Here is a 20,769-nt window from a genome sequence, read left to right on the forward strand (position 1 = left end):
CCGTATTCATGTTACAAAACATGTCCAAACAGACTTGTGATGACTTCTCAAAGGGGCACAGCATGCAGTTTGCGACATGGCTTGAGCAACGTATGGGGTGGCGATCCACCAAGCAAGCTTGGGGCTTGGCGCCGGCCCATCAAGGGTGGTGGTTGTTGGGGCTCAGTCAAGAGGCTTCTCGCCTGATGGGCGTGCACACGGTTCAGTTCTTGTCAGGTGAGTTGGAAGATGACGATCAGCTCGGCGTTTCGCACGGCTTGCGCCAAAGTGGCGCCATTCGAGGTGCTTTTCAGGGGCGCCACCGCGTCAGTATGGGCCTGGCCATGGACCAAGTGGTGGGTGGTGTTTTGGCCATTCCAGTGGGTCTTGGGTCAGCCGATTGTGAAGCCGAAGTCCAGCTTGAGGCGGCGCGTTCATTGGACCTTGAGCCGCAAGACATCAGCTTTGATTGGGAAATGACCCCTTTGTCAGCAGGGGCCGCTGAGCAGCAGTTGCGATGGGTGGCGTGCACCAAAGGGTCCATAGAGCGCTTCAACCAATGCGTTCGCCGTGCAGGCTGGCAGTTGGCCAGTGTGGAGCCCGAGGTGCAGGCCGCTCAAAGAGCCGCTTCTTGTCTGTGTGGTGGTTTGTCTGTTTTGTTGACGCGTCCTGTACAAGACTGGCAATTTGACCTTGCCCTGCTGCCAGGCACCGATGTGCTGGACACTGCTTTGCGCAGCCCTCTGAACCTGGACCCAGCCCTGCAAGAGGCGCTCCAAAGTCCGGCTGGCCCTCGCTTGGTGGCGGCTGGTTTGGCGCTGAAAGCTTGGACATGAGTTTGTCCTGGAATCTGTTGAACTACCCAGCGCTACACCAGCAGCGCCGAAGACGACACCGCATCCTCACCACGCTCGCCGGCTTGGCCATGGGGGCATGGATGGCCGGCATCAGCGTGTGGGCGATTGAAAAATCCGTGCAAGGTTTGCGCGTCCAACAGACCGAGCTGCAGGCCCAGTGGCTGGCGTCCAGTCGGCAGCAGAAGTTGGCGCAGCAAAGCGTTGCTGAACAAGACCGCAATCGCCAACAAACACAGCACCTTTGGCAAATCGCACAGCAACACCATGTATGGACAGGGTTGAACGAAGCCTTGCACAGCGAGGTCCAAAACGCGACATGGCGACTGACGCGTTTGCAACTGGAGCCCGGAAAACTGGAGCTCAGTGGTTGGAGCCGCGACTTTGACACCTTGAAATCTTCAAGGCATCGGTTGATGGCCCAGCTGCAAGCGCACTGGCCGAAATCCGTGATGCCAGCAGCCGACTCGCATGCGACGCCCGGTTCAGCCCCCACCGAGTGGGTTCGACAAACCAGCGTCAACATCCCACCAGGGCCAGCCCTGGACGGTGCAACACACCCTCAGGGGGTGGAGTTCGTCTGGGTCAGTCCATGGCCTAAGTTCAAACCGCTGACAGCGGGCGTTCAAAGCGTGGCCAAAGGTGATGAGCGATGAACAACCTGGCTTGGCTGCGTGCTCGGTGGGTTGCTTGGGGTGTGGGAGGGCCTGATGGGGGCATTCGCGTGCGGGCGCAGTTGCGGTGGTGGGCGCGTCGCTGGGGGTTTGCGGTGGCGGCATGTTGGCTGGCCTGGGCCTTGGGCCTGTGGCTGCACGCGCCTATTTGGTGGACACGTGCGCAGCTCAAAAACGACGTGCAGGCCTTGCAAACCAAATTGTTTGCAGCACCGGTGTTGCAGCCCCAAGTTGCAGGGCCTGTGCAGTCAGAGGATCTCTCTCGTCTGCCAACAGCTGACCAACAAGAACTGCTTTGGACGCATGTGCAAAACACTTTGGCGCAACATGGGGTCAGCTTAATGGGCATGCAGCCCGTCAATGATCTGGTGCTGGCGCCATTGTCCAGTCAGGCCATGTCATTGCGTTTACAAGCCCGTTTTGAAAATTGGGCGGGGGCGTGGGCTTCGCTCGCCAGCATGGGGCCCATCTGGTCGATGGATCGTTTGCGGGTGGTGCCCAGTTCCGGCAAGTTGGGTGCAGACATCGAGGTGGTCTGGCGTGTCTGGTTCCAACCTGGAAGGTCTGGTGCTGCCGAGCAAGGGTCGTGGTTGGCTGTTGAACCACCCGCGAGGCCTCAGGCCATGCTTCAAAACGGATCGGCATCGATTTTTGATGGGCCTTTTCACAGGCGCCCAAAGGTGGACCCAGAGGCGCCAAAGGGTGTTCTGCCGTCCACTGGCGCGCTTGTGGAGGGGGTGTCCGAATCTGCGGTTGTCCCGGATCCCTTGCCCCCAACACTGATCTTTTCAAGCGAACCCGAGCGTTTGCCCATGTTGCCCCTGCGCGTGATCGGCATCTGGCGGCAAGGAGAGCAGGCTGAAGCTGTGGTGGCCAACGCCACACATTGGTTTCGTATCCAAGAGGGGCGACAGCTCAGTTTAGAGGGGCATCGGGTCTGGCGCATTGGCCGAGATGGCATTGAAGTGCGTGATGCAAGCGGTCGCCACCAGTCGATAGCGATGGAGGTCAGAGGGCCATGAAATTCAAGCATGCACGGTCTGGTCCTTGGCGCCTGTATGGGTCTGCGCTGCATGGGCTGGCATGGCTCAACCTCAGTGGTTTGCTGATGGCGCAAACGGCCGTGCCCACAGTCCCCAGCCTGTCTTTGGCAGCCACCGCATCGCAACCCGAACCCACTTTGCCCAAGGCCGATCAACCGATCAGTCTGAATTTTCAAGATGTGCCCCTCAAAACCTTGTTGCAGGTGTTTGCCGATTTCTCGGGCTTGAACCTGGTGGCTGGGGACGGGGTGAGCGGGCAGGTGACCGTGCGCTTGTCCGATGTGCCGTGGCCTCAAGCCTTGAACATCGTTCTGCAGGCCAAAGGATTGGCTTACCGCCTGGATGGGCGGGTCTTGTGGGTGGCGCCCCAAGATGAATGGGCATCGCGTGAAAAAAAGCAATGGGAATCCCGCGCGGCTTTGGAGGCGGTCAGTCCCTTGCAGATCCTGTCGGTTCGACTCCAACACGCGCGTGCAGGTGATTTGGCCCAGCGCCTGCAGGGGGGCGCACCTGGTGGATTGGCTGGCGTGGGTGGACGCATGCTGAGCGTTCGAGGCAGTGTGTTGTTTGACCCGCGCACCAACCAGTTGTTCGTGTCCGATGTGCCGTCGCGTTTGGTGCATGTGGAGGCCTTGATTCAGCGCTTGGATGTGCCGGTTCGGCAGGTCATGATCGAGGCCCGAATCGTGGAGGCCGAACGGCAATTCGGCGAATCTTTGGGGGTTCGCCTCGGTGCCGGTTTGGCCATGCCTTTGCAACTGCATGGCAGCAGCAACACTGTAGCGCTGGGTGCGACCAATGCGGTGGTGGGGCCTGGCGTGGTCACGGGCAATCAGGTCAGGTTGCCGGCAGGCAATGCGGGTCAAACCCTTCAAACGCCGTCCACTTTTGCCGTGTCCTTGTTCAATGCGGCGGCAGACCGTTTCATCAATGTCGAAATATCGGCCTTGGAAGCCGATGGGCGGGGCAAGGTGGTCTCGCGCCCCCGGGTGGTGACGGCTGACCAGACCAAGGCCCTGATAGAGCAAGGCACCGAGTTGCCTTACCAGACGGCCTCGGCGAGTGGGGCGACATCGATCACGTTTCGCAAAGCCAATTTGAAGCTGGAGGTGACGCCGCAAATCACCTCTGACGGTTCTGTGGTGCTGGATGTGGACGTCAACCGCGACAGCGTGGGCCAGATCACCCCGGCGGGTTTTGCCATCAACACCAAGCACGTCAAAACGCAGGTCAGGGTGGAAGATGGGGGCACGGTGGTGTTGGGCGGCATTTACGAAGAGACCGATCGGGACAACGAGGCCAGGGTGCCGGGCTTGGGCCGTGTGCCGGGCCTGGGTTGGTTGTTCAAAAATCGCGATCTGGCGCAGCGCAACAGCGAACTGTTGATTTTTTTGACGCCCCGCGTCATGGCCGACGCCCCGGCAGTGGCCACACCTTGAAAGTCACTTGGCTGGCTGTGGTGTTCTGGGCGCTTGTGGTCAGGCATGCGCCAAAGGGTCGAATACACTTGCCCGACTTGCTGTTACGCCTGCCCCCAACAGGTGCTTTTTGTTTTTGGTCAGAGACTTCACGTGCGCATCATCTTTGTGGGCCTTCCGGGCTCGGGAAAAACCACCATCGGCCGGCAATTGGCTCGGCGATTGGGCGTGCCTTTTGTGGACTCGGACCATGTGATCGAACACCGCTTGGGCTGCTCAATTCGTGAGTTTTTTGCGCGCGAGGGAGAAGACCGGTTTCGGGATGTGGAGCAACAGGTATTGGACGACCTGAGCAACACGCACCAAGGCGTGATCGCGACCGGCGGAGGTGCTGTTTTGCGCGAAGTCAACCGCCAGCATTTTCATGACCGGGGACAGGTCATTTACCTCCGTTCCACGCCTGAGGATGTGTTTCGCCGTGTGCGCCATGACAACGCGCGGCCTTTGTTGCAGGTCGATGACCCGCTCAAGCGCTTACGCGATTTGTATGCCACCCGGGACCCTTTGTACCGCGAGGTGGCGCATTTTGTCATCGAGACCGGACGGCCTTCGGTGGCCACCTTGGTCAACATGATCGTGATGCAATTGGAGTTGGCAGGTCATTTGCCTGCCCATCCGCCAGCTTCTGAGCCATCACCCACCTCCGACCCCAACTTCAGACCCATCCCCGGTCCACGTTGAGCTGCGCCGCGACCCAAAACCCCTACACTTGGGGGCTATGTCCGAGTCCACATCTCCCCTCCAAACGGTTGGCATCTCTCTGGCCGACCGCAGTTACGACATCCAAATTGGACAAGGTCTGCTGAGCCGTCCCGAAACCTGGGCGGGTTTGCCCAAGGCCACAACGGCCATGATCGTGACCAATGACACGATTGCCCCCTTGTACGAAGCCGCTTTGCGCCAGGCCATTTCGCCGCATTACAAGCAGGTGCACACCGTGGTGCTGCCCGATGGCGAGGCGCACAAGGACTGGCCAACCCTGAACCTGATTTTTGATGCACTGCTGGGCCAAGCTTGCGACCGCAAAACGGTGTTGTTTGCGCTGGGCGGTGGTGTCATCGGTGACATGACTGGATTTGCGGCAGCCAGTTACATGCGCGGCGTGCCCTTTGTGCAGGTACCGACCACACTCTTGTCGCAGGTCGATTCGTCGGTGGGCGGCAAAACCGCCATCAACCACCCCTTGGGCAAAAACATGATCGGCGCGTTTTACCAACCGGTGCGCGTCGTCTGTGACCTGAACACCTTGGCCACCTTGCCGCCGCGCGAGCTGAGCGCGGGCTTGGCCGAAGTCATCAAATACGGTCCGATCGCCGACATGGCATTTTTAGACTGGATCGAGGCGAACATCGACGCGCTGATGGCGCAAGATCCGCCCGCACTGGCCCATGCCGTCAAACGCAGCTGTGAAATCAAAGCATGGGTCGTCGGGCAAGACGAACGCGAAGCGGGCTTGCGTGCCATCTTGAATTTTGGCCACACCTTTGGCCACGCCATCGAAGCGGGTTTGGGCTTTGGCGTCTGGCTGCACGGTGAAGCCGTGGGTTGCGGCATGGTCATGGCGGCAGAGCTCTCGCAGCGATTGGGCCATGTCGATGCTGCGTTTGTGGCGCGTTTGCGGGCCTTGATCGCACGAGCGGGCTTGCCGGTGCGCGGCCCTGTGATGGATGCGGCCGACAACGCGGGCCACTACATGGAACACATGCGCTTGGACAAAAAAGCGGTGGGCGGCGACATTCAGTTCGTGGTCATCGATGGCCCTGGAAAGGCCACCGTGTGCGGTGCGCCCGACGCGATGGTGCGCGAGGTGATCAACGCCTGCTGCGTCTGATGCCGATGCATACCGGGTCATTGGCTTTGCCGGTGGATAGAGGCGAGAGGCCATCCAGCTTGTCGGCCTTGGCTTGCGATCCGGCGCAAACCCGGGGACGACGCTTTGCTGAAGCCCCAGCACCCACGCGCGACGCATTTCAGCGCGACCGCGACCGCATCGTGCACTCCACCGCCTTTCGGCGATTGGTCTACAAGACGCAGGTTTTCATGAACCACGAGGGCGATCTGTTTCGCACGCGGCTCACGCACTCACTGGAGGTTGCGCAGCTGGGCCGCTCCATTGCCCGCGCTTTGGGCCTCAACGAGGATTTGGTCGAGGCCGTGGCACTGGCGCACGATCTGGGGCACACGCCTTTTGGGCATGCCGGACAAGACACGCTGAACGAATGCATGGCCGAGCACGGTGGCTTTGAGCACAACCTGCAAAGCCTGCGCGTGGTCGATAAACTGGAAGAGCGCTACCCCGCATTTGATGGTCTGAACTTGAGTTTTGAAACCCGAGAAGGTGTGCTCAAACACTGCTCGCGTGCCCATGCCGAGCATCTGGAGCTGAGCGAGCCAGGCGGGGTGGGGCGGCGCTTCATAGACCGCACCCAACCCAGCCTGGAGGCGCAGCTTTGCAACCTGGCGGACGCCATTGCTTACAACGCGCACGACATGGACGACGGAGTGCGCTCTGGCCTCATCAGCATGGATCAATTGATGCAAGTCGAGTTGTTTGCGCACTACCGCGATCAGGCGCTGGCCGAGCATCCGCACTTGTCAGAAAAGCCTCGCCGCCTGCTGTATGAAACCATCCGCCGCATGCTGAGTGACCAGGTGTACGACGTGATCGACACCACCCGTCAGGCGGTTGCCAAGGCGGGTGTGGGGACGCTGGCCGAAGCCCGCTTGGCCGGGCCGTTGGTGGCTTTCAGCACCGAGATGAAGACGCGCAGCGGCGAGCTCAAAAAGTTTTTGTTCGCACAGCTGTACCGCCATCCGCAGGTCATGCACACCACTGGGCAGGCGCAGCAGGTGGTGCGAGAGTTGTTTTTGGCATATGTGGCCCAACCGGCTGAAATGCCAGCCGTTTTTGCTGCGGCCACCGATGTCCATCGCACCGTGGCCGATTACATCGCCGGCATGACCGACCGCTTTGCCCTGCGCGAACACGAACGCCTGACGGGGCGCAAGCTGCTGTGAGTCGTGTGTCAGCCAGCCGGCCCGCTTGGCTTGTGGTGCTGGCGGGCGGCGTGGCGGCTTTGCAAGTGGGCAAGTTGCCGCCTGCCTTGCCTGCGCTGCAAGCTGAGCTGGGCCTGACATTGGTGCAGTCGGGTTTCCTGTTGTCCATGGTTCAATTGGCAGGCATGAGTTTGGCCGTGTTCATGGGCCTGTGGGCCGATGGCATGGGCCTGCGGCGCAGCATGGTGCGCGGTTTGTGCCTGCTGGCGCTGGCCAGTGGCTTGGGCGCATTCGCCACCTCGGTCAGCGCATTGCTGACCTTGCGTGCCATCGAGGGTTTGGGGTTTTTGCTGGTGGCTTTGCCCGCGCCAGCCTTGATTCGCCGATTGGTGCCGCCCGCGCAACTGCCGGGCATGTTGGGTTGGTGGGGCGCTTACATGCCCACTGGCACTGCGCTGGCTTTGCTGCTAGGGCCGCTGTTCATCCCGGTGTGGGGCTGGGGTGCTTGGTGGGGACTGTTTGCCGCCGTGTCGTTGGCCATGGCGGCGTGGCTGCTTCGCTGTGTGCCTGCCGATCCACCCGCGGTGCTGGCTCTTGATTCACCGGGTTCCTTGTCGCCTTGGCCATTGGCAGATCGCCAGGTGGCGCCAAGCCAAGCACCCAACGGCGCGTGGCAGCGTCTGCGCCAAACCTTGAGTGCCCCCGGCCCTTGGTGGGTCGCACTCACCTTTGGCATGTATTCAGGACAGTGGTTGTCGGTGGTGGGCTTTTTGCCGTCGATTTATGCCGCGGCTGGCGTGAGCGGTGCGCTGCTGGGGGTGCTCACGGCCTTGGCGGCAGCTGCCAACATCCTGGGCAATATGGCCTCTGGCCGTTTGCTGCAGCGCGGCTGGGCACCCCGCGCCACGCTGTGGATGGGCTTTGGTGCCATGGCGTTGGGCAGCACGGTGGCCTTCGCCAGTTTCACCGAAAGCCTGCCTTGGCTGCGCTTTGCCGGGGTGCTGTTGTTTTCGGGCATGGGCGGATTGGTGCCAGGCACCTTGTTCAGCCTGGCGGTGCGCTTGGCGCCAGGCGAGCAACAAGTGGCCACCACGGTGGGTTGGGTGCAGCAGTTGTCGGCTTTGGGGCAGTTTGCAGGGCCGCCTGCGGTGGCGGCTATGGCTGCGTGGGCGGGCGGCTGGCAGCTCACGCCGGTGGTCACCGTCGGGTGTTGTGTGGTGGGGGCGGTGCTGGCTTGGATGGCGGGGCGCTTGCTGCCACAGGCACAATCTCGCCCATGACCGACATGAACAACCCTGAAATTGCCGACACCGTGCGCTGGCTTGAACGCGCCGTCATTGGCTTGAACTTGTGCCCTTTTGCCAAAGCGCCGCATGTCAAGGGCCAGATCCATTACGTGCTGAGCGAAGCCAAAGGTTTGGAAGGTTTGCGCGACGAGTTGATTGAGCAACTGCAAGCGCTGGCCGTCACCCCCGCCGAAGCGCGCGAGACCGTGCTCTTGATCGTGCCGCAGATGCTGCAAGACTTTTTAGAGTTCAATGACTTTCTGGACGAGGCCGATGCCGTGCTGCAAGAGCTCGACATGGAAGGCGTGTTTCAGGTGGCGAGTTTTCACCCGCAGTTCCAGTTTGCCGACACCGAGCCGGATGACATCGGCAATTGCACCAACCGCTCGCCTTACCCCACGCTGCACCTGCTGCGCGAGGAAAGCATCGACCGAGCGGTCGAGGCGTTCCCCGAGGCCGAAATGATTTACGAAACCAACATCGAGACCCTGGACAAGCTGGGGGCTGAGGGTTGGAAAAAGCTGGACGTGGGCCCAAGCCCATGAAAAAGCGATCTGCCCAGGACATCGCCGAATCCGTGCTGCCTCCTGAAGTGCGTCCCGGCCAGTCGGTCGAGTTGCTCAAGCAACTGCACATCTTGACCCGCGAGGGCAAGCTCAACCAAGACTCACGCCGCAAACTCAAGCAGGTCTACCACCTGTTTCAGTTCATCGAAAAGTTGTTGCACGAGCTGCCCGCCAGCCACAGCGGCCCGACGCTGGCCGACCATGGTGCGGGCAAGTCGTATTTGGGCTTCATCATTTACGACCTGTTTTTCAAAGCGCTGGGTCAAGGCACGATCTATGGCATCGAGACCCGCAGCGAACTGGTGGCCTCGTCCCAAGCACTGGCCGAGCGGCTGGGCTTTGAGCGCATGCAGTTCCTCAACCTGAGCGTGGCCGAATCGGCGCAAAGCGATGTGCTGCCAGCGCAAATCGATGTGGTCACTGCGCTGCACGCCTGCGACACCGCCACCGATGACGCGATCGCCTTCGGCCTGCAAAAGCAAGCCCAATACATGGTGCTGGTGCCCTGTTGCCAGGCCGAGTTGGCCCGCGCCCTGAACCAGAACAAGGCGCTGAACTTGCAGCGCACCCCTCTGGCCGAACTCTGGCGTCACCCCCTGCACACCCGCGAAGTGGGCAGCCAACTCACCAATGTGCTGCGCTGCCTGTACCTGGAGTCACAAGGCTACGCCGTCACCGTGACCGAATTGGTGGGCTGGGAGCACTCGATGAAGAACGAACTCATTTTGGCCAAGTACACCGGTCAGAAAAAGCGTTCATCCGGCGAGCGCCTGCTGGCGCTGCTCAAGGAGTTTGGCGTGCAGGACTCGATGGGTGGGCGGTACCCGCTGACCATGAATTAATTGGGGTCAGATCCCCATTAAACTGGCGTTCTCAATTCGGGAGTTTCCGCATGGCCCGCCAACCTCGCCTCACTGTGGCCGCCTACCCGCACCACGTCATCCAGCGCGGCAATGACCGCCAGGCCATCGTGCGCGATGATGCCGACCGTGAGCGTTTGCTGGCGCTTTGGCAAGAGCACGCGCTCACTTTCAAAGTGGCCATCCATGCCTACGTGATCATGGACAACCACTTCCATCTGCTGCTCACCCCAGAAACAGACGATGGTCTGCCCCAGATGATGCAGGCGGTGGGGCGGGCCTATGTGCGTTACTTCAATTTGCGACATCAGCGCACAGGCACGCTTTGGGAGGGGCGCTACCGCAGCAATTTGATTGAGACGGAACGTTATCTGTTGGCTTGTATGGTTTACATCGACCTGAACCCGGTGCGTGCGGGGATGGTGGCCCAGCCTGTTGATTTCAAGTGGTCCAGCCACAGGCACTGTATTGGGCAGGTGAATGACCCATGGCTGAAGCCCCATGCCCTGTTTTGGGGCTTGGGCAACACGCCATTTGCACGCGAGGCGGCTTATGTTGAACTGGTGCAAACGGGCTTGGTGCAAGGTGACCAGAATCAACTCACCCAAAGCGCCTTGTCGGGCTGGGCTTTGGGATCTGCTGATTTTGTAGGGGGGCTGCAGCAGAACACGTCGCGACGTTTGGTGCCTGGCAAAGCGGGTCGGCCCTTGAAAAAGCGCTTGGATTGAATCTGTCCCCAATTAAATTACATTGAAGCCAAAAGCCAAATTAATTGGGATCTGACCCCAATTAAAAAGATTGGCATGGATGCTGCTGTGCACTACACTCGCCACTCTGCGTGAAAACCCTTAGGAGCGCCCATGACTTCGGCCAGTGCAAAAGAACATTTCCAATCGACCGGTCTGTATGACCCCGCCAACGAGCACGATGCTTGTGGTGTTGGCTTTGTGGCCCACATCAAAGGGCACAAGACCCACGCCATCGTGACCCAGGCGCTCAAGATTCTGGAAAACCTGGACCACCGGGGTGCGGTGGGCGCGGACGCGCTGATGGGCGACGGTGCCGGTATCCTGATTCAGTTGCCCGACGCCTTGTACCGCGACGAGATGGCCAAGCAAGGTGTGGCCTTGCCGCCGTTTGGTGAGTACGGCGTGGGCATGGTGTTCTTGCCCAAAGAACACGCCTCCCGCATGGCGTGCGAGCAAGAGCTCGAGCGCGCTGTCAAGGCCGAAGGCCAGGTGGTGCTCGGCTGGCGCGATGTGCCCGTCAACCGCGACATGCCCATGTCGCCCACCGTGCGCGAGAAAGAGCCGGTCATGCGCCAGATTTTCATCGGCCGTGGCGCCGACGTCATCGTGCAAGACGCGTTGGAGCGCAAGTTGTACGTGATCCGCAAGACCGCCAGCGCTGCCATTCAGGCGCTGCATCTGACGCACAGCAACGAGTACTACATCCCCAGCATGTCCAGCCGCACGGCGGTTTACAAGGGCTTGTTGCTGGCCGACCAGGTCGGTACTTATTACCTGGACTTGCAAGACGAGCGCTGCGTCTCTGCGCTGGGTCTGGTGCACCAGCGTTTCTCCACCAACACCTTCCCCGAGTGGCCATTGGCCCACCCTTACCGCTATGTGGCGCACAACGGCGAGATCAACACCGTCAAGGGCAACTACAACTGGATGAAGGCCCGCGAAGGCGTGATGTCTTCGCCCGTCTTGGCCAACGACCTGCAAAAGCTCTACCCCATCAGCTTTGCCGGTCAGTCCGACACTGCCACCTTTGACAACTGCCTGGAACTGCTGACCATGGCGGGTTACCCCATCAGCCAGGCCGTGATGATGATGATCCCCGAGCCGTGGGAGCAGCACACCACCATGGACGAGCGCCGCAAGGCTTTCTATGAATACCATGCGGCGATGTTGGAGCCATGGGATGGCCCGGCCTCCATCGTGTTCACCGATGGCCGCCAGATCGGCGCCACCCTCGACCGCAACGGCCTGCGCCCTTCGCGCTACATCATCACCGACGACGACATGGTCATCATGGGTTCGGAAACCGGCGTGCTGCCGATTCCCGAAAGCAAGATCGTGCGCAAGTGGCGTCTGCAGCCCGGCAAGATGTTCCTGATCGACTTGGAACAAGGCCGCATGATCAACGACGAAGAGCTGAAAGCGGGCCTGGCCAGTGCCAAGCCCTACAAGCAGTGGATCGAAAACCTGCGCATCAAGCTCGACGACGTGGCCGAAGCCGCTTTGGCCCCCGCTTCCGATGTGGCCTTGCTCGATCTGCAACAAGCCTTTGGCACCACGCAAGAAGACATCAAGTTCCTGCTGGCGCCCATGGCCTCGGCGGGTGAAGAAGCCATCGGCTCCATGGGCAACGACAGCCCGCTGGCCGTGTTGTCTGACAAGAACAAGCCGCTGTACAACTATTTCAAGCAGCTGTTCGCGCAAGTGACCAACCCGCCGATCGACCCGATCCGCGAAGCGATCGTGATGTCGCTGGTGTCCTTCATTGGCCCCAAGCCGAACTTGCTGGACATCAACCAAGTCAACCCGCCGATGCGCCTGGAAGTGAGCCAGCCGATCCTGGACTTCGCCGACATGGCCAAGTTGCGCCACATTGACCAGGCCACCAAGGGCAAGTTCAAGAGCGCCACACTGGACATCACTTACCCGGTGTTGTGGGGCCGTGAAGGTGTGGAAGCCAAGTTGGCTTCGCTGTGCGCCGAAGCCGTGGACGCCATCAAGGGCGGCCACAACATCCTGATCATCAGCGACCGCGGCGTCAGCGCCACCCAGGTGGCCGTGCCCGCACTGTTGGCCCTGTCGGCCATTCACCAGCATCTGGTGACTGCAGGCCTGCGCACCACCGCCGGCTTGGTCGTCGAGACCGGTACCGCCCGCGAAGTGCACCACTTTGCCGTGCTGGCAGGTTACGGCGCTGAAGCCGTCCACCCCTACCTGGCGATGGAAACCCTGGCCGCTTTGCACAAAGAGCTGCCCGGCGATTTGTCCGCCGACAAAGCCATCTACAACTACATCAAGGCGATCGGCAAGGGCTTGTCCAAGATCATGTCCAAGATGGGCGTGTCGACCTACATGTCGTATTGCGGTGCGCAGTTGTTCGAAGCCATCGGCATCAACACCGAAACCATCAACAAATACTTCACCGGCACCTCCAGCCGCGTGGGTGGCATCGGCGTGTTCGAGATCGCCGAAGAAGCCTTCCGCATGCACACCGCGGCCTTCAGCGACGATCCTCTGCTGGCCACCATGCTGGACGCTGGCGGCGAATACGCCTGGCGCGCCCGTGGTGAAGAGCACATGTGGACACCCGATGCGATTGCCAAGTTGCAGCACTCCACCCGTGCCAACAACTTCAGCACCTACAAGGAATACGCGCAGATCATCAACGACCAAAGCAAACGCCACATGACGCTGCGTGGCCTGTTCGAGTTCAAGATCGACCCGTCCAAAGCCATCCCGCTCGAACAAGTCGAGCCTGCGGCCGAGATCGTCAAGCGTTTCGCCACCGGCGCGATGTCGTTGGGCTCGATCAGTACCGAAGCGCACGCCACCTTGGCCGTGGCCATGAACCGCATTGGCGGCAAGAGCAACACCGGTGAAGGCGGTGAAGACGCCAACCGTTACCGCAACGAGCTCAAGGGCATCCCGATCAAGTTGGGTGATTCCTTGAAGAGCGTGATCGGTGCAGAAAACGTTGAAGTCGACATGCCGCTGGCCGCCGGTGACAGCCTGCGCTCCAAAATCAAACAAGTGGCTTCTGGCCGCTTTGGTGTGACGGCCGAATACCTGCACAGCGCCGACCAGATCCAGATCAAGATGGCCCAGGGCGCCAAGCCGGGTGAAGGCGGCCAGTTGCCCGGTGGCAAAGTGTCCGACTACATCGGCAAGCTGCGCCACTCGGTGCCGGGTGTCGGTTTGATCTCGCCACCACCGCACCACGACATCTATTCCATCGAGGATTTGGCCCAGCTGATCCACGACTTGAAGAACGTGGCCCCGCACAGCGACATCAGCGTCAAGCTCGTGTCCGAAATCGGCGTCGGCACCATCGCCGCCGGTGTGGCCAAGTGCAAGGCCGACCACGTCGTGATCGCTGGCCACGACGGCGGCACAGGCGCTTCGCCCTGGTCGTCGGTCAAGCACGCAGGCTCGCCATGGGAAATCGGTCTGGCCGAAACCCAGCAGACCTTGGTGCTCAACGGCCTGCGTGGTCGCATCCGCGTGCAGGCCGACGGCCAGATGAAGACCGGTCGTGACGTCGCCATCGGCGCTTTACTCGGTGCAGACGAGTTCGGTTTTGCCACCGCACCGCTGGTGGTCGAGGGCTGCATCATGATGCGCAAGTGCCACCTGAACACCTGCCCTGTGGGCGTGGCCACGCAAGACCCGACTTTGCGCGCCAAGTTCACCGGCAAGCCCGAGCATGTCGTCAATTACTTCTTCTTCATTGCCGAAGAAGTGCGCCAGATCATGGCCCAGTTGGGCATCGCCAAATTCGACGATTTGGTGGGCCGTGCCGACCTGCTCGACATGAAGAGCGGTGTGGCGCACTGGAAAGCCAAGGGTCTGGACTTTGGTCGCTTGCTGGCGGTGCCACAGGTCGAGTCCACCGTGGCTGTGCGCCATGTGGACACGCAAGACCACGGCTTGGAGAAAGCCTTGGACAACGTGCTGATCGCCAAGAGCCGTGCCGCCATCGACAAGGGCGAAAAAGTCCAGTTCATGGAAGTCGCCCGCAACGTGAACCGCTCGGTCGGTGCCATGTTGTCCGGCGCGGTGACCAAGGTGCACCCCGAAGGCCTGCCAGACGACACACTGCGTATTCAATTGGAAGGCACCGGTGGCCAGTCCTTTGGCGCCTTCCTGGCCAAGGGCATCACGCTGTACCTGATTGGCGAAGCCAACGACTACACCGGCAAAGGTTTGTCGGGCGGCCGCGTGGTGGTGCGCCCGAGCCTGGAGTTCCGTGGCGTGGCCTCGCAAAACATCATCGTGGGCAACACCGTCATGTACGGCGCGACCACGGGTGAAGCCTTCTTTGCGGGCGTGGCTGGCGAGCGCTTTGCGGTGCGTCTGTCCGGTGCCACTGCGGTGGTCGAAGGCACGGGCGACCATGGCTGCGAATACATGACCGGCGGCACGGTCGCTGTCTTGGGCAAGACGGGCCGCAACTTTGGCGCGGGCATGAGCGGTGGTATCGCTTATGTGTACGACGAAGACGGCGAATTCGCCTCACGCTGCAACACCGCCATGGTCAGCATGGAAAAAGTGCTGACCGTGGCCGAACAAGAAGCGCAAGTGGACCGCAAGGTCTGGCACCGCGATCAGGCCGACGAAGCGCAACTGAAAAAACTGCTGGAAGAGCACCACAAGTGGACCGGCAGCCAGCGTGCCCGCGAGTTGCTCGACCACTGGGCCACGGCACGCGCCAAGTTCGTGAAGGTGTTCCCGAACGAATACAAGCGCGCACTGGGTGAAATCAATGCCAAGAAGGCCGCCAAGGCTGCCCAGCCTGTGGCTGCTTGAACCCACGGTACAAGAATCTAAGGAAACATCATGGGAAAAATCACCGGCTTCATGGAATTCGAGCGCATCGAAGAGGGCTACAAGCCCGTCACCGAGCGCCTCAAAAATTACGGCGAATTCGTCATCGGCTTGACACCCGAGCAGTCCAAAACACAAGCGGCGCGTTGCATGGACTGCGGCACACCGTTTTGCAACAACGGCTGCCCGGTCAACAACATCATTCCGGACTTCAACAACCTGGTGTTTGAAGGCGACTGGAAAAACGCGATCGAGGTGCTGCACAGCACCAACAACTTCCCCGAGTTCACGGGCCGCATCTGCCCCGCACCTTGCGAAGCAGCTTGCGTGGTCAACTTCAACGATGACGCCGTGGGCATCAAGTCGATTGAGCATGCCATCATTGACCGTGCTTGGGCCGAAGGCTGGGTCACACCCCGTCCCGCGAAAGTCAAGACGGGCAAAAAGGTGGCTGTGATCGGTGCAGGCCCCGCAGGCTTGGCCGCGGCCCAGCAGTTGGCGCGCGTGGGTCACGATGTGACCTTGTTTGAAAAGAACGACCGCGTGGGCGGCTTGCTGCGTTACGGCATCCCTGACTTCAAGATGGAAAAGACGCACATCGACCGCCGCGTTCAGCAACTGGAAGCCGAAGGCGTCACCATTCGCACCAGCGTGTTGGTGGGTGAGTGGCCCAAGGACTCCAAGGTCACCAACTGGGCCAAGGAAACCATCAGCGCGGCGCAACTCCAGAAAGACTTCGACGCGGTGTTGCTCACGGGCGGTTCAGAGCAATCGCGCGATTTGCCTGTGCCCGGCCGCGACCTGGACGGCATCCATTTCGCGATGGAATTCCTGCCCCAGCAAAACAAGGTCAATGCGGGCGACAAGCTCAAAGGCCAACTGCGCGCGGATGGCAAGCACGTCATCGTGATCGGCGGTGGTGACACCGGCAGCGACTGCGTGGGCACCAGCACACGCCATGGCGCTGTCAGCGTGACCCAGTTCGAGGTGATGCCCGAGCCACCCGAAAAAGAAAACAAGGCGCTGGTTTGGCCTTATTGGCCCATGAAGCTGCGCACCAGCTCCAGCCACGACGAGAGCGCCGAAAAAGGCCTGCTGCAGCGCGAATTCGCCATTTCCACCAAAGCCTTCATGGGTGAAAAGGGCAAAGTCACCGGTCTGACCACGGTGCAGGTCGAATTCAAAGACGGCAAGATGGTCGAAGTGCCTGGCACCGAAAAAGAGCACAAAGCCGACATGGTCCTGCTCGCCATGGGTTTCACCAATCCGGTGGCCACCGTGCTCGACGCCTTTGGCATCGACAAAGACGCCCGTGGCAACGCCAAGGCCAGCACCGATTTCACGGGCGGTTACGCCACCAACGTGCCCAAGGTGTTTGCCGCTGGCGACATGCGCCGGGGCCAGTCTTTGGTGGTGTGGGCCATCCGTGAAGGCCGCCAGGCGGCACGTTCTGTGGACGAATTCCTGATGGGGACCAGTGATTTGCCACGATGAAGAACATAAGTTCTAGGTAAAATCCCTCGAATATCCCGGTTTGTATGCCTTGGACCGGGAGCCTCTAACATCGCGAGAGCCGGTCCTTCCGGCTTTTGCTTTTTCATGAACCCCACGACCACACCACCCCTTGTTGAACTGCGCGACCTGAGCTTCGGCTACGGCGACCGTGTCATCTTGAAGAACCTGAGCTTCAAGGTGCCGCGCGGCCAAGTCACGGCCCTGATGGGCGTGTCGGGAGGCGGCAAGACCACGGTGTTGCGCTTGATTGGCGGTCAGATTCGCGCCAGTGCGGGCCAGTTGCTGTTTGACGGTGACGACATCACCCCCATGCACCAAACCGAGCTGTACGCTGCCCGCCGCCGCATGGGCATGCTGTTCCAGTTTGGCGCCTTGTTCACCGACATGAGCGTGTTCGACAACGTGGCCTTTCCCCTGCGTGAGCACACGGCTTTGTCGGAAGACTTGATCCGCGACATCGTGTTGATGAAACTCGATGCGGTGGGTTTGCGCGGTGCGCGTGACTTGAAGCCCTCAGAGATCTCCGGCGGCATGAGCCGCCGCGTGGCCCTGGCCCGCGCCATCGCGCTGGACCCGGACCTGATCATGTACGACGAGCCCTTTGCCGGGCTGGACCCGATCTCGCTGGGTACGGCCGCACGGCTGATTCGCCGCCTGAACGACAGCCTGGGCATCACCAGCGTGGTGGTGTCGCACGATGTGAAGGAAACCTTTGAGATTGCCGACCATGTGGTGATTTTGGCCAACGGCGGTGTGGCCGCCCAAGGCACGCCCGCCGAATTGCTGGCCAGCACCGACCCGCTGATCCACCAGTTTGTGCACGCTTTGAGCGATGGTCCAGTGCCTTTCCATTACCCCGCGCCCAGCGCGGCGCGAGATTATGGGAGGTCGGCATGATCGTCTCGTTGCTCGGCACCTTGGGCGCCCACACCCGACAGATGCTGGCCGATTGGGGCTTCGCTGCCCGCTTGTTCATACAGCTGTTGGGCCTGTCGGGCGCTGCGCTCAAGCGATTTGGCTTGGTGCGTGACCAAGTGCATTTTTTAGGCAATTACTCTTTGGCCATCATCACCGTGTCGGGCCTGTTTGTCGGCTTTGTGCTGGGCTTGCAGGGTTACTACACGCTGCAGCGTTACGGTTCGGCCGAAGCGCTGGGTTTGTTGGTGGCGCTCAGTTTGGTGCGCGAGTTGGGTCCGGTGGTGGCGGCTTTGTTGTTTGCAGGACGCGCGGGCGCATCGCTCACGGCCGAGATTGGCCTGATGCGCGCGGGTGAACAACTCACCGCTTTGGAGATGATGGCCGTGGACCCGGTGCAGCGCATTTTGGCGCCGCGGTTTTGGGGCGGCATCATTGCTTTGCCTTTGTTGGCTGCGGTGTTCAGCGCTGTAGGCATTCTGGGTGGCTATGTCGTGGGTGTGCTGTTGATCGGCGTGGACGCAGGCTCTTTTTGGAGCCAGATGCAAGGCGGCGTGGATGTGTTCAAGGACGTGGGCAACGGCATCATCAAAAGCATGGTGTTTGGCGTGGCTGTGACCTTCATTGCTTTGTTGCAAGGCTATGTGGCCAAGCCCACACCAGAAGGTGTGGCCAGTGCCACCACACGCAGTGTGGTGGTTTCTTCTTTGTCGGTGTTGGGGCTGGATTTCATCCTCACCGCGATGATGTTCAGCATTTGAGGAGGACGGTATGCAACGTTCAAAAAATGATGTGTGGGTGGGTTTGTTTGTGTTGCTGGGTGCCGTAGCGGTGTTGTTCTTGGCGCTCAAAGCCGCCAACTTGCTCACCTGGAGCTTCAACAAGGGCTATGAGGTGACGGCCAAATTCGACAACATTGGTGGGCTCAAGCCCGGCGCCGCCGTGAAAAGTGCTGGCGTGGTGGTGGGGCGCGTCAAAACCATCGAATTTGACGGCGAATCTTTTCAAGCCAAAGTGACCTTGACCTTGCAAAGCGAACACGCTTTCCCCCAAGACAGTTCGCTGAAAATTTTGACCAGCGGCTTGTTGGGCGAGCAATACCTCGACGTATCGCCGGGTGCCGATGAAAAAAACCTGGCTGCGGGAGACCGCATTGGTTCGACCCAATCGGCGGTGATTCTCGAAAATCTCATCAGCCAGTTTTTGTTCAACCAAGCTGAAAAATCTTCTGAGGGCCAAAAGCCATGAATTTGCTCAAAAACCGATTTTGGATGCTGCTTTCGGGCCTTGTTCTGTTGGCCTTGCAAGGTTGTGCCACGGTGAAAAGCGCCGATGCGCGTGATCCCTGGGAGCCCATGAACCGCAGCATTTACCAATTCAACGATGCGATCGACACGGTTGCGCTCAAGCCAGCCGCCCAGCTCTATGTGCAGGTTTTACCCGGCATGGTGCGCACGGGGGTGAGCAACTTCATGGGCAATTTGGGCGATGTTTGGTCCATGGCCAACAGCGCCATGCAACTCAAAGGTCAAGCCACGGTAGAGACCTTCATGCGGATCAACGTCAATACCTTCATGGGCTTGGGTGGCATTTTGGATGTGGCCAGCGAGATGGGCATCGAAAAGCGCCGCGAAGATTTTGGACAGACATTGGGCTATTGGGGTGTTCAGCCCGGCCCTTATGTGGTGCTGCCCTTGTTTGGGCCTTCTACGCTGCGTGATGCATGGGCGTTTCCAGTCGATATGCAAGGCAATGTGACCAACAGTCTGGCAGATCAGGCCACCCGCAATGCTTTGTTGGTCACCCGTTTGGTGGACATGCGGGCCGGTCTGCTCAAGACGGTGGATGCCATCAAAGCCTCATCGCTAGACCCTTATTCGTTTGTGCGCGATGCCTATTTACAAAAAAGACGCAACGACATCTACGATGGCAACCCGCCTTCAAGCTTCGACTACAACGAAGCGCCCACTTCGCCGCGATAAGCCCGTTACAGTTTCTCACATCGCTTTTCGCATCTGGTCTTACAGTTACGTCATGGTCAAAACTTTATCCTTCTCTTGTTTGAGTCGCCGCCAGTGGCTGGTCAGCATCTGTGCCTTGGCCATGTCTTTGGGGGGCGGTGGCGCGTCTGCAGCCGAGGAAGCACCCGAAGCATTTGTTCAGCGCATCACCAACGAGACGCTCAACGCGATCAAGGCCGACAAGGCTTTGCGCTCGGGTGACATCCAAAAAGTCATGCAGTTGGTCGATGGTCAACTGATGCCGCACGTGAATTTCCGGCGTATGACCGCTTTGGCCACGGGGCCCGCTTGGCGCAGTGCCACCCCTGAACAGCAAAAACGCCTGCAAGACGAGTTCAAAACTTTGCTGGTGCGCACGTATTCAGGCGCACTCAGTCAAATCACCGACCAAGTGGTGGTGGTCAAGCCCTTGCGCCGTGGCCAAGATGACAAAAATTTGGTGGTCAACACCGAAGTGCGTGGCAAGGGTGACGCTGTTCAACTGGACTACCGCCTTGAAAAAACAACGGGTCAAGGCGCGGGGTGGATGATTTTTGACCTGAATGTGTTGGGCGTTTGGTTGGTGGAAAACTACCGTAACCAGTTCACCAAAGAGATCAATGCTGGCGGTATCGACGGTTTGATTGCCAGCTTGGCTGCGCGCAACAAGTCCAACGCCAAACCTGCTTGAGCCCCGTTGTCATGACGCCACTCAAGTTGCCCACGGCCTTGTTGCACCCTCAGGCCAATGCCTGCCTGGCGCAGTGGGTCGCACAATTGCCCAAGGTGTTGCCGCCTCAAGTCGTGCTGAATGCCGCCGATCTGGTCAATTTTGATTCATCGGCTTTGGCGGTGCTCTTGGGTTTGCGTCGGGTGTTGACCCAAAAGGGCAGTGATTTAAAGGTTGAGGGCATGTCGCCACGGCTGCTTGAATTGGCCCGCTTGTACGGGGTTCTTGATTTGCTGCAACCGAGCTGAAATTTGGCTTTTCAGGCCATTTGGCCTGGATCCCCTTGATCCTCTCCGGGGTGT

Annotated in this window: 19 protein-coding genes; all 19 read left to right on the forward strand. The window is 60.1% G+C overall.

Annotation, left to right across the window (positions count from 1 at the left end):
* Positions 1–62: 62 nt before the first annotated feature.
* The 19 genes from B472_RS10400 to B472_RS10490 all read left to right on the forward strand — a co-directional run bounded on the left by B472_RS10400 (position 63) and on the right by B472_RS10490 (position 20,715).
* The gene (locus tag B472_RS10400) at positions 63–815 is read left to right on the forward strand and encodes a hypothetical protein (protein ID WP_133176086.1); all 753 of its coding nucleotides are present in this window, start codon (positions 63–65) and stop codon (positions 813–815) included.
* Entirely contained in the window at positions 812–1,489 is a 678-nt protein-coding gene (locus B472_RS10405; RefSeq protein ID WP_019426322.1) for a hypothetical protein, read from the forward strand. The genes B472_RS10400 and B472_RS10405 overlap by 4 nt, the downstream gene beginning before the upstream one ends.
* Positions 1,486–2,529, forward strand: a complete 1,044-nt coding sequence (locus B472_RS10410; protein ID WP_019426323.1) for a hypothetical protein — start codon at positions 1,486–1,488, stop codon at positions 2,527–2,529. Before B472_RS10405 ends, B472_RS10410 begins: the two co-directional genes overlap by 4 nt.
* The gene (locus B472_RS10415; RefSeq protein WP_019426324.1) at positions 2,526–3,989 is read left to right on the forward strand and encodes a type IV pilus secretin PilQ; all 1,464 of its coding nucleotides are present in this window, start codon (positions 2,526–2,528) and stop codon (positions 3,987–3,989) included. Before B472_RS10410 ends, B472_RS10415 begins: the two co-directional genes overlap by 4 nt.
* 132 nt (positions 3,990–4,121) lie before the next feature.
* The gene (locus B472_RS10420; RefSeq protein ID WP_019426325.1) at positions 4,122–4,709 is read left to right on the forward strand and encodes a shikimate kinase; all 588 of its coding nucleotides are present in this window, start codon (positions 4,122–4,124) and stop codon (positions 4,707–4,709) included.
* A gap of 37 nt (positions 4,710–4,746) precedes the next feature.
* Positions 4,747–5,859, forward strand: coding sequence for a 3-dehydroquinate synthase (gene aroB / locus B472_RS10425; protein ID WP_019426326.1), 1,113 nt, complete (start codon positions 4,747–4,749; stop codon positions 5,857–5,859).
* Entirely contained in the window at positions 5,859–7,046 is a 1,188-nt protein-coding gene (locus tag B472_RS10430) for a deoxyguanosinetriphosphate triphosphohydrolase (RefSeq protein ID WP_081504938.1), read from the forward strand. Before aroB ends, B472_RS10430 begins: the two co-directional genes overlap by 1 nt.
* Complete coding sequence (locus B472_RS10435) at positions 7,043–8,305, forward strand: CynX/NimT family MFS transporter (RefSeq protein WP_019426328.1); 1,263 nt, start codon at positions 7,043–7,045, stop codon at positions 8,303–8,305. The genes B472_RS10430 and B472_RS10435 overlap by 4 nt, the downstream gene beginning before the upstream one ends.
* Positions 8,302–8,856, forward strand: coding sequence for a DUF1415 domain-containing protein (locus B472_RS10440; RefSeq protein WP_019426329.1), 555 nt, complete (start codon positions 8,302–8,304; stop codon positions 8,854–8,856). Before B472_RS10435 ends, B472_RS10440 begins: the two co-directional genes overlap by 4 nt.
* Positions 8,853–9,719, forward strand: a complete 867-nt coding sequence (locus B472_RS10445) for an SAM-dependent methyltransferase (RefSeq protein ID WP_019426330.1) — start codon at positions 8,853–8,855, stop codon at positions 9,717–9,719. Before B472_RS10440 ends, B472_RS10445 begins: the two co-directional genes overlap by 4 nt.
* Positions 9,720–9,769: 50 nt before the next feature.
* Positions 9,770–10,465, forward strand: coding sequence for a transposase (locus B472_RS10450; RefSeq protein WP_019426331.1), 696 nt, complete (start codon positions 9,770–9,772; stop codon positions 10,463–10,465).
* A 132-nt stretch (positions 10,466–10,597) separates the two neighbouring features.
* Positions 10,598–15,289 carry a glutamate synthase-related protein gene (locus B472_RS10455; RefSeq protein WP_019426332.1) on the forward strand — a complete coding sequence of 1,564 codons (4,692 nt, stop codon included), beginning with the start codon at positions 10,598–10,600 and terminating at the stop codon, positions 15,287–15,289.
* Between the two features lie 30 nt (positions 15,290–15,319).
* Entirely contained in the window at positions 15,320–16,801 is a 1,482-nt protein-coding gene (locus tag B472_RS10460; protein WP_019426333.1) for a glutamate synthase subunit beta, read from the forward strand.
* A 105-nt stretch (positions 16,802–16,906) separates the two neighbouring features.
* On the forward strand, positions 16,907–17,719 hold the full coding sequence (locus tag B472_RS10465; protein ID WP_019426334.1) for an ABC transporter ATP-binding protein: 813 nt from the start codon (positions 16,907–16,909) through the stop codon (positions 17,717–17,719).
* A complete protein-coding gene (gene mlaE / locus B472_RS10470) occupies positions 17,716–18,498 on the forward strand; it encodes a lipid asymmetry maintenance ABC transporter permease subunit MlaE (protein WP_019426335.1) in 783 nt (260 codons plus the stop codon). The genes B472_RS10465 and mlaE overlap by 4 nt, the downstream gene beginning before the upstream one ends.
* Before the next feature lie 10 nt (positions 18,499–18,508).
* Complete coding sequence (mlaD, locus tag B472_RS10475) at positions 18,509–18,985, forward strand: outer membrane lipid asymmetry maintenance protein MlaD (RefSeq protein WP_019426336.1); 477 nt, start codon at positions 18,509–18,511, stop codon at positions 18,983–18,985.
* Positions 18,982–19,719: a VacJ family lipoprotein gene (locus B472_RS10480; RefSeq protein WP_019426337.1), complete on the forward strand. Its 738-nt coding sequence runs from the start codon at positions 18,982–18,984 to the stop codon at positions 19,717–19,719. The genes mlaD and B472_RS10480 overlap by 4 nt, the downstream gene beginning before the upstream one ends.
* 52 nt (positions 19,720–19,771) lie before the next feature.
* Positions 19,772–20,428: a phospholipid-binding protein MlaC gene (locus tag B472_RS10485; protein WP_019426338.1), complete on the forward strand. Its 657-nt coding sequence runs from the start codon at positions 19,772–19,774 to the stop codon at positions 20,426–20,428.
* An 11-nt stretch (positions 20,429–20,439) separates the two neighbouring features.
* Positions 20,440–20,715, forward strand: a complete 276-nt coding sequence (locus B472_RS10490; protein WP_019426339.1) for a lipid asymmetry maintenance protein MlaB — start codon at positions 20,440–20,442, stop codon at positions 20,713–20,715.
* The last annotated feature ends 54 nt before the right edge of the window (positions 20,716–20,769 follow it).

Source organism: Limnohabitans sp. Rim28, from assembly GCF_000293865.2.
Classification (GTDB): domain Bacteria; phylum Pseudomonadota; class Gammaproteobacteria; order Burkholderiales; family Burkholderiaceae_C; genus Limnohabitans_A.

Coding starts and splice junctions, on each gene's coding strand:
- aroB (WP_019426326.1), top strand. CDS start 4,747: ATGTCCGAGTCCACATCTCCCCTCCAAACGGTTGGCATCTCTCTGGCC.
- mlaE (WP_019426335.1), top strand. CDS start 17,716: ATGATCGTCTCGTTGCTCGGCACCTTGGGCGCCCACACCCGACAGATG.
- B472_RS10450 (WP_019426331.1), top strand. CDS start 9,770: ATGGCCCGCCAACCTCGCCTCACTGTGGCCGCCTACCCGCACCACGTC.
- B472_RS10430 (WP_081504938.1), top strand. CDS start 5,859: ATGCCGATGCATACCGGGTCATTGGCTTTGCCGGTGGATAGAGGCGAG.
- B472_RS10460 (WP_019426333.1), top strand. CDS start 15,320: ATGGGAAAAATCACCGGCTTCATGGAATTCGAGCGCATCGAAGAGGGC.
- B472_RS10410 (WP_019426323.1), top strand. CDS start 1,486: ATGAACAACCTGGCTTGGCTGCGTGCTCGGTGGGTTGCTTGGGGTGTG.
- B472_RS10485 (WP_019426338.1), top strand. CDS start 19,772: ATGGTCAAAACTTTATCCTTCTCTTGTTTGAGTCGCCGCCAGTGGCTG.
- B472_RS10445 (WP_019426330.1), top strand. CDS start 8,853: ATGAAAAAGCGATCTGCCCAGGACATCGCCGAATCCGTGCTGCCTCCT.
- B472_RS10455 (WP_019426332.1), top strand. CDS start 10,598: ATGACTTCGGCCAGTGCAAAAGAACATTTCCAATCGACCGGTCTGTAT.
- mlaD (WP_019426336.1), top strand. CDS start 18,509: ATGCAACGTTCAAAAAATGATGTGTGGGTGGGTTTGTTTGTGTTGCTG.
- B472_RS10465 (WP_019426334.1), top strand. CDS start 16,907: ATGAACCCCACGACCACACCACCCCTTGTTGAACTGCGCGACCTGAGC.
- B472_RS10415 (WP_019426324.1), top strand. CDS start 2,526: ATGAAATTCAAGCATGCACGGTCTGGTCCTTGGCGCCTGTATGGGTCT.
- B472_RS10480 (WP_019426337.1), top strand. CDS start 18,982: ATGAATTTGCTCAAAAACCGATTTTGGATGCTGCTTTCGGGCCTTGTT.
- B472_RS10490 (WP_019426339.1), top strand. CDS start 20,440: ATGACGCCACTCAAGTTGCCCACGGCCTTGTTGCACCCTCAGGCCAAT.
- B472_RS10405 (WP_019426322.1), top strand. CDS start 812: ATGAGTTTGTCCTGGAATCTGTTGAACTACCCAGCGCTACACCAGCAG.
- B472_RS10400 (WP_133176086.1), top strand. CDS start 63: ATGCAGTTTGCGACATGGCTTGAGCAACGTATGGGGTGGCGATCCACC.
- B472_RS10440 (WP_019426329.1), top strand. CDS start 8,302: ATGACCGACATGAACAACCCTGAAATTGCCGACACCGTGCGCTGGCTT.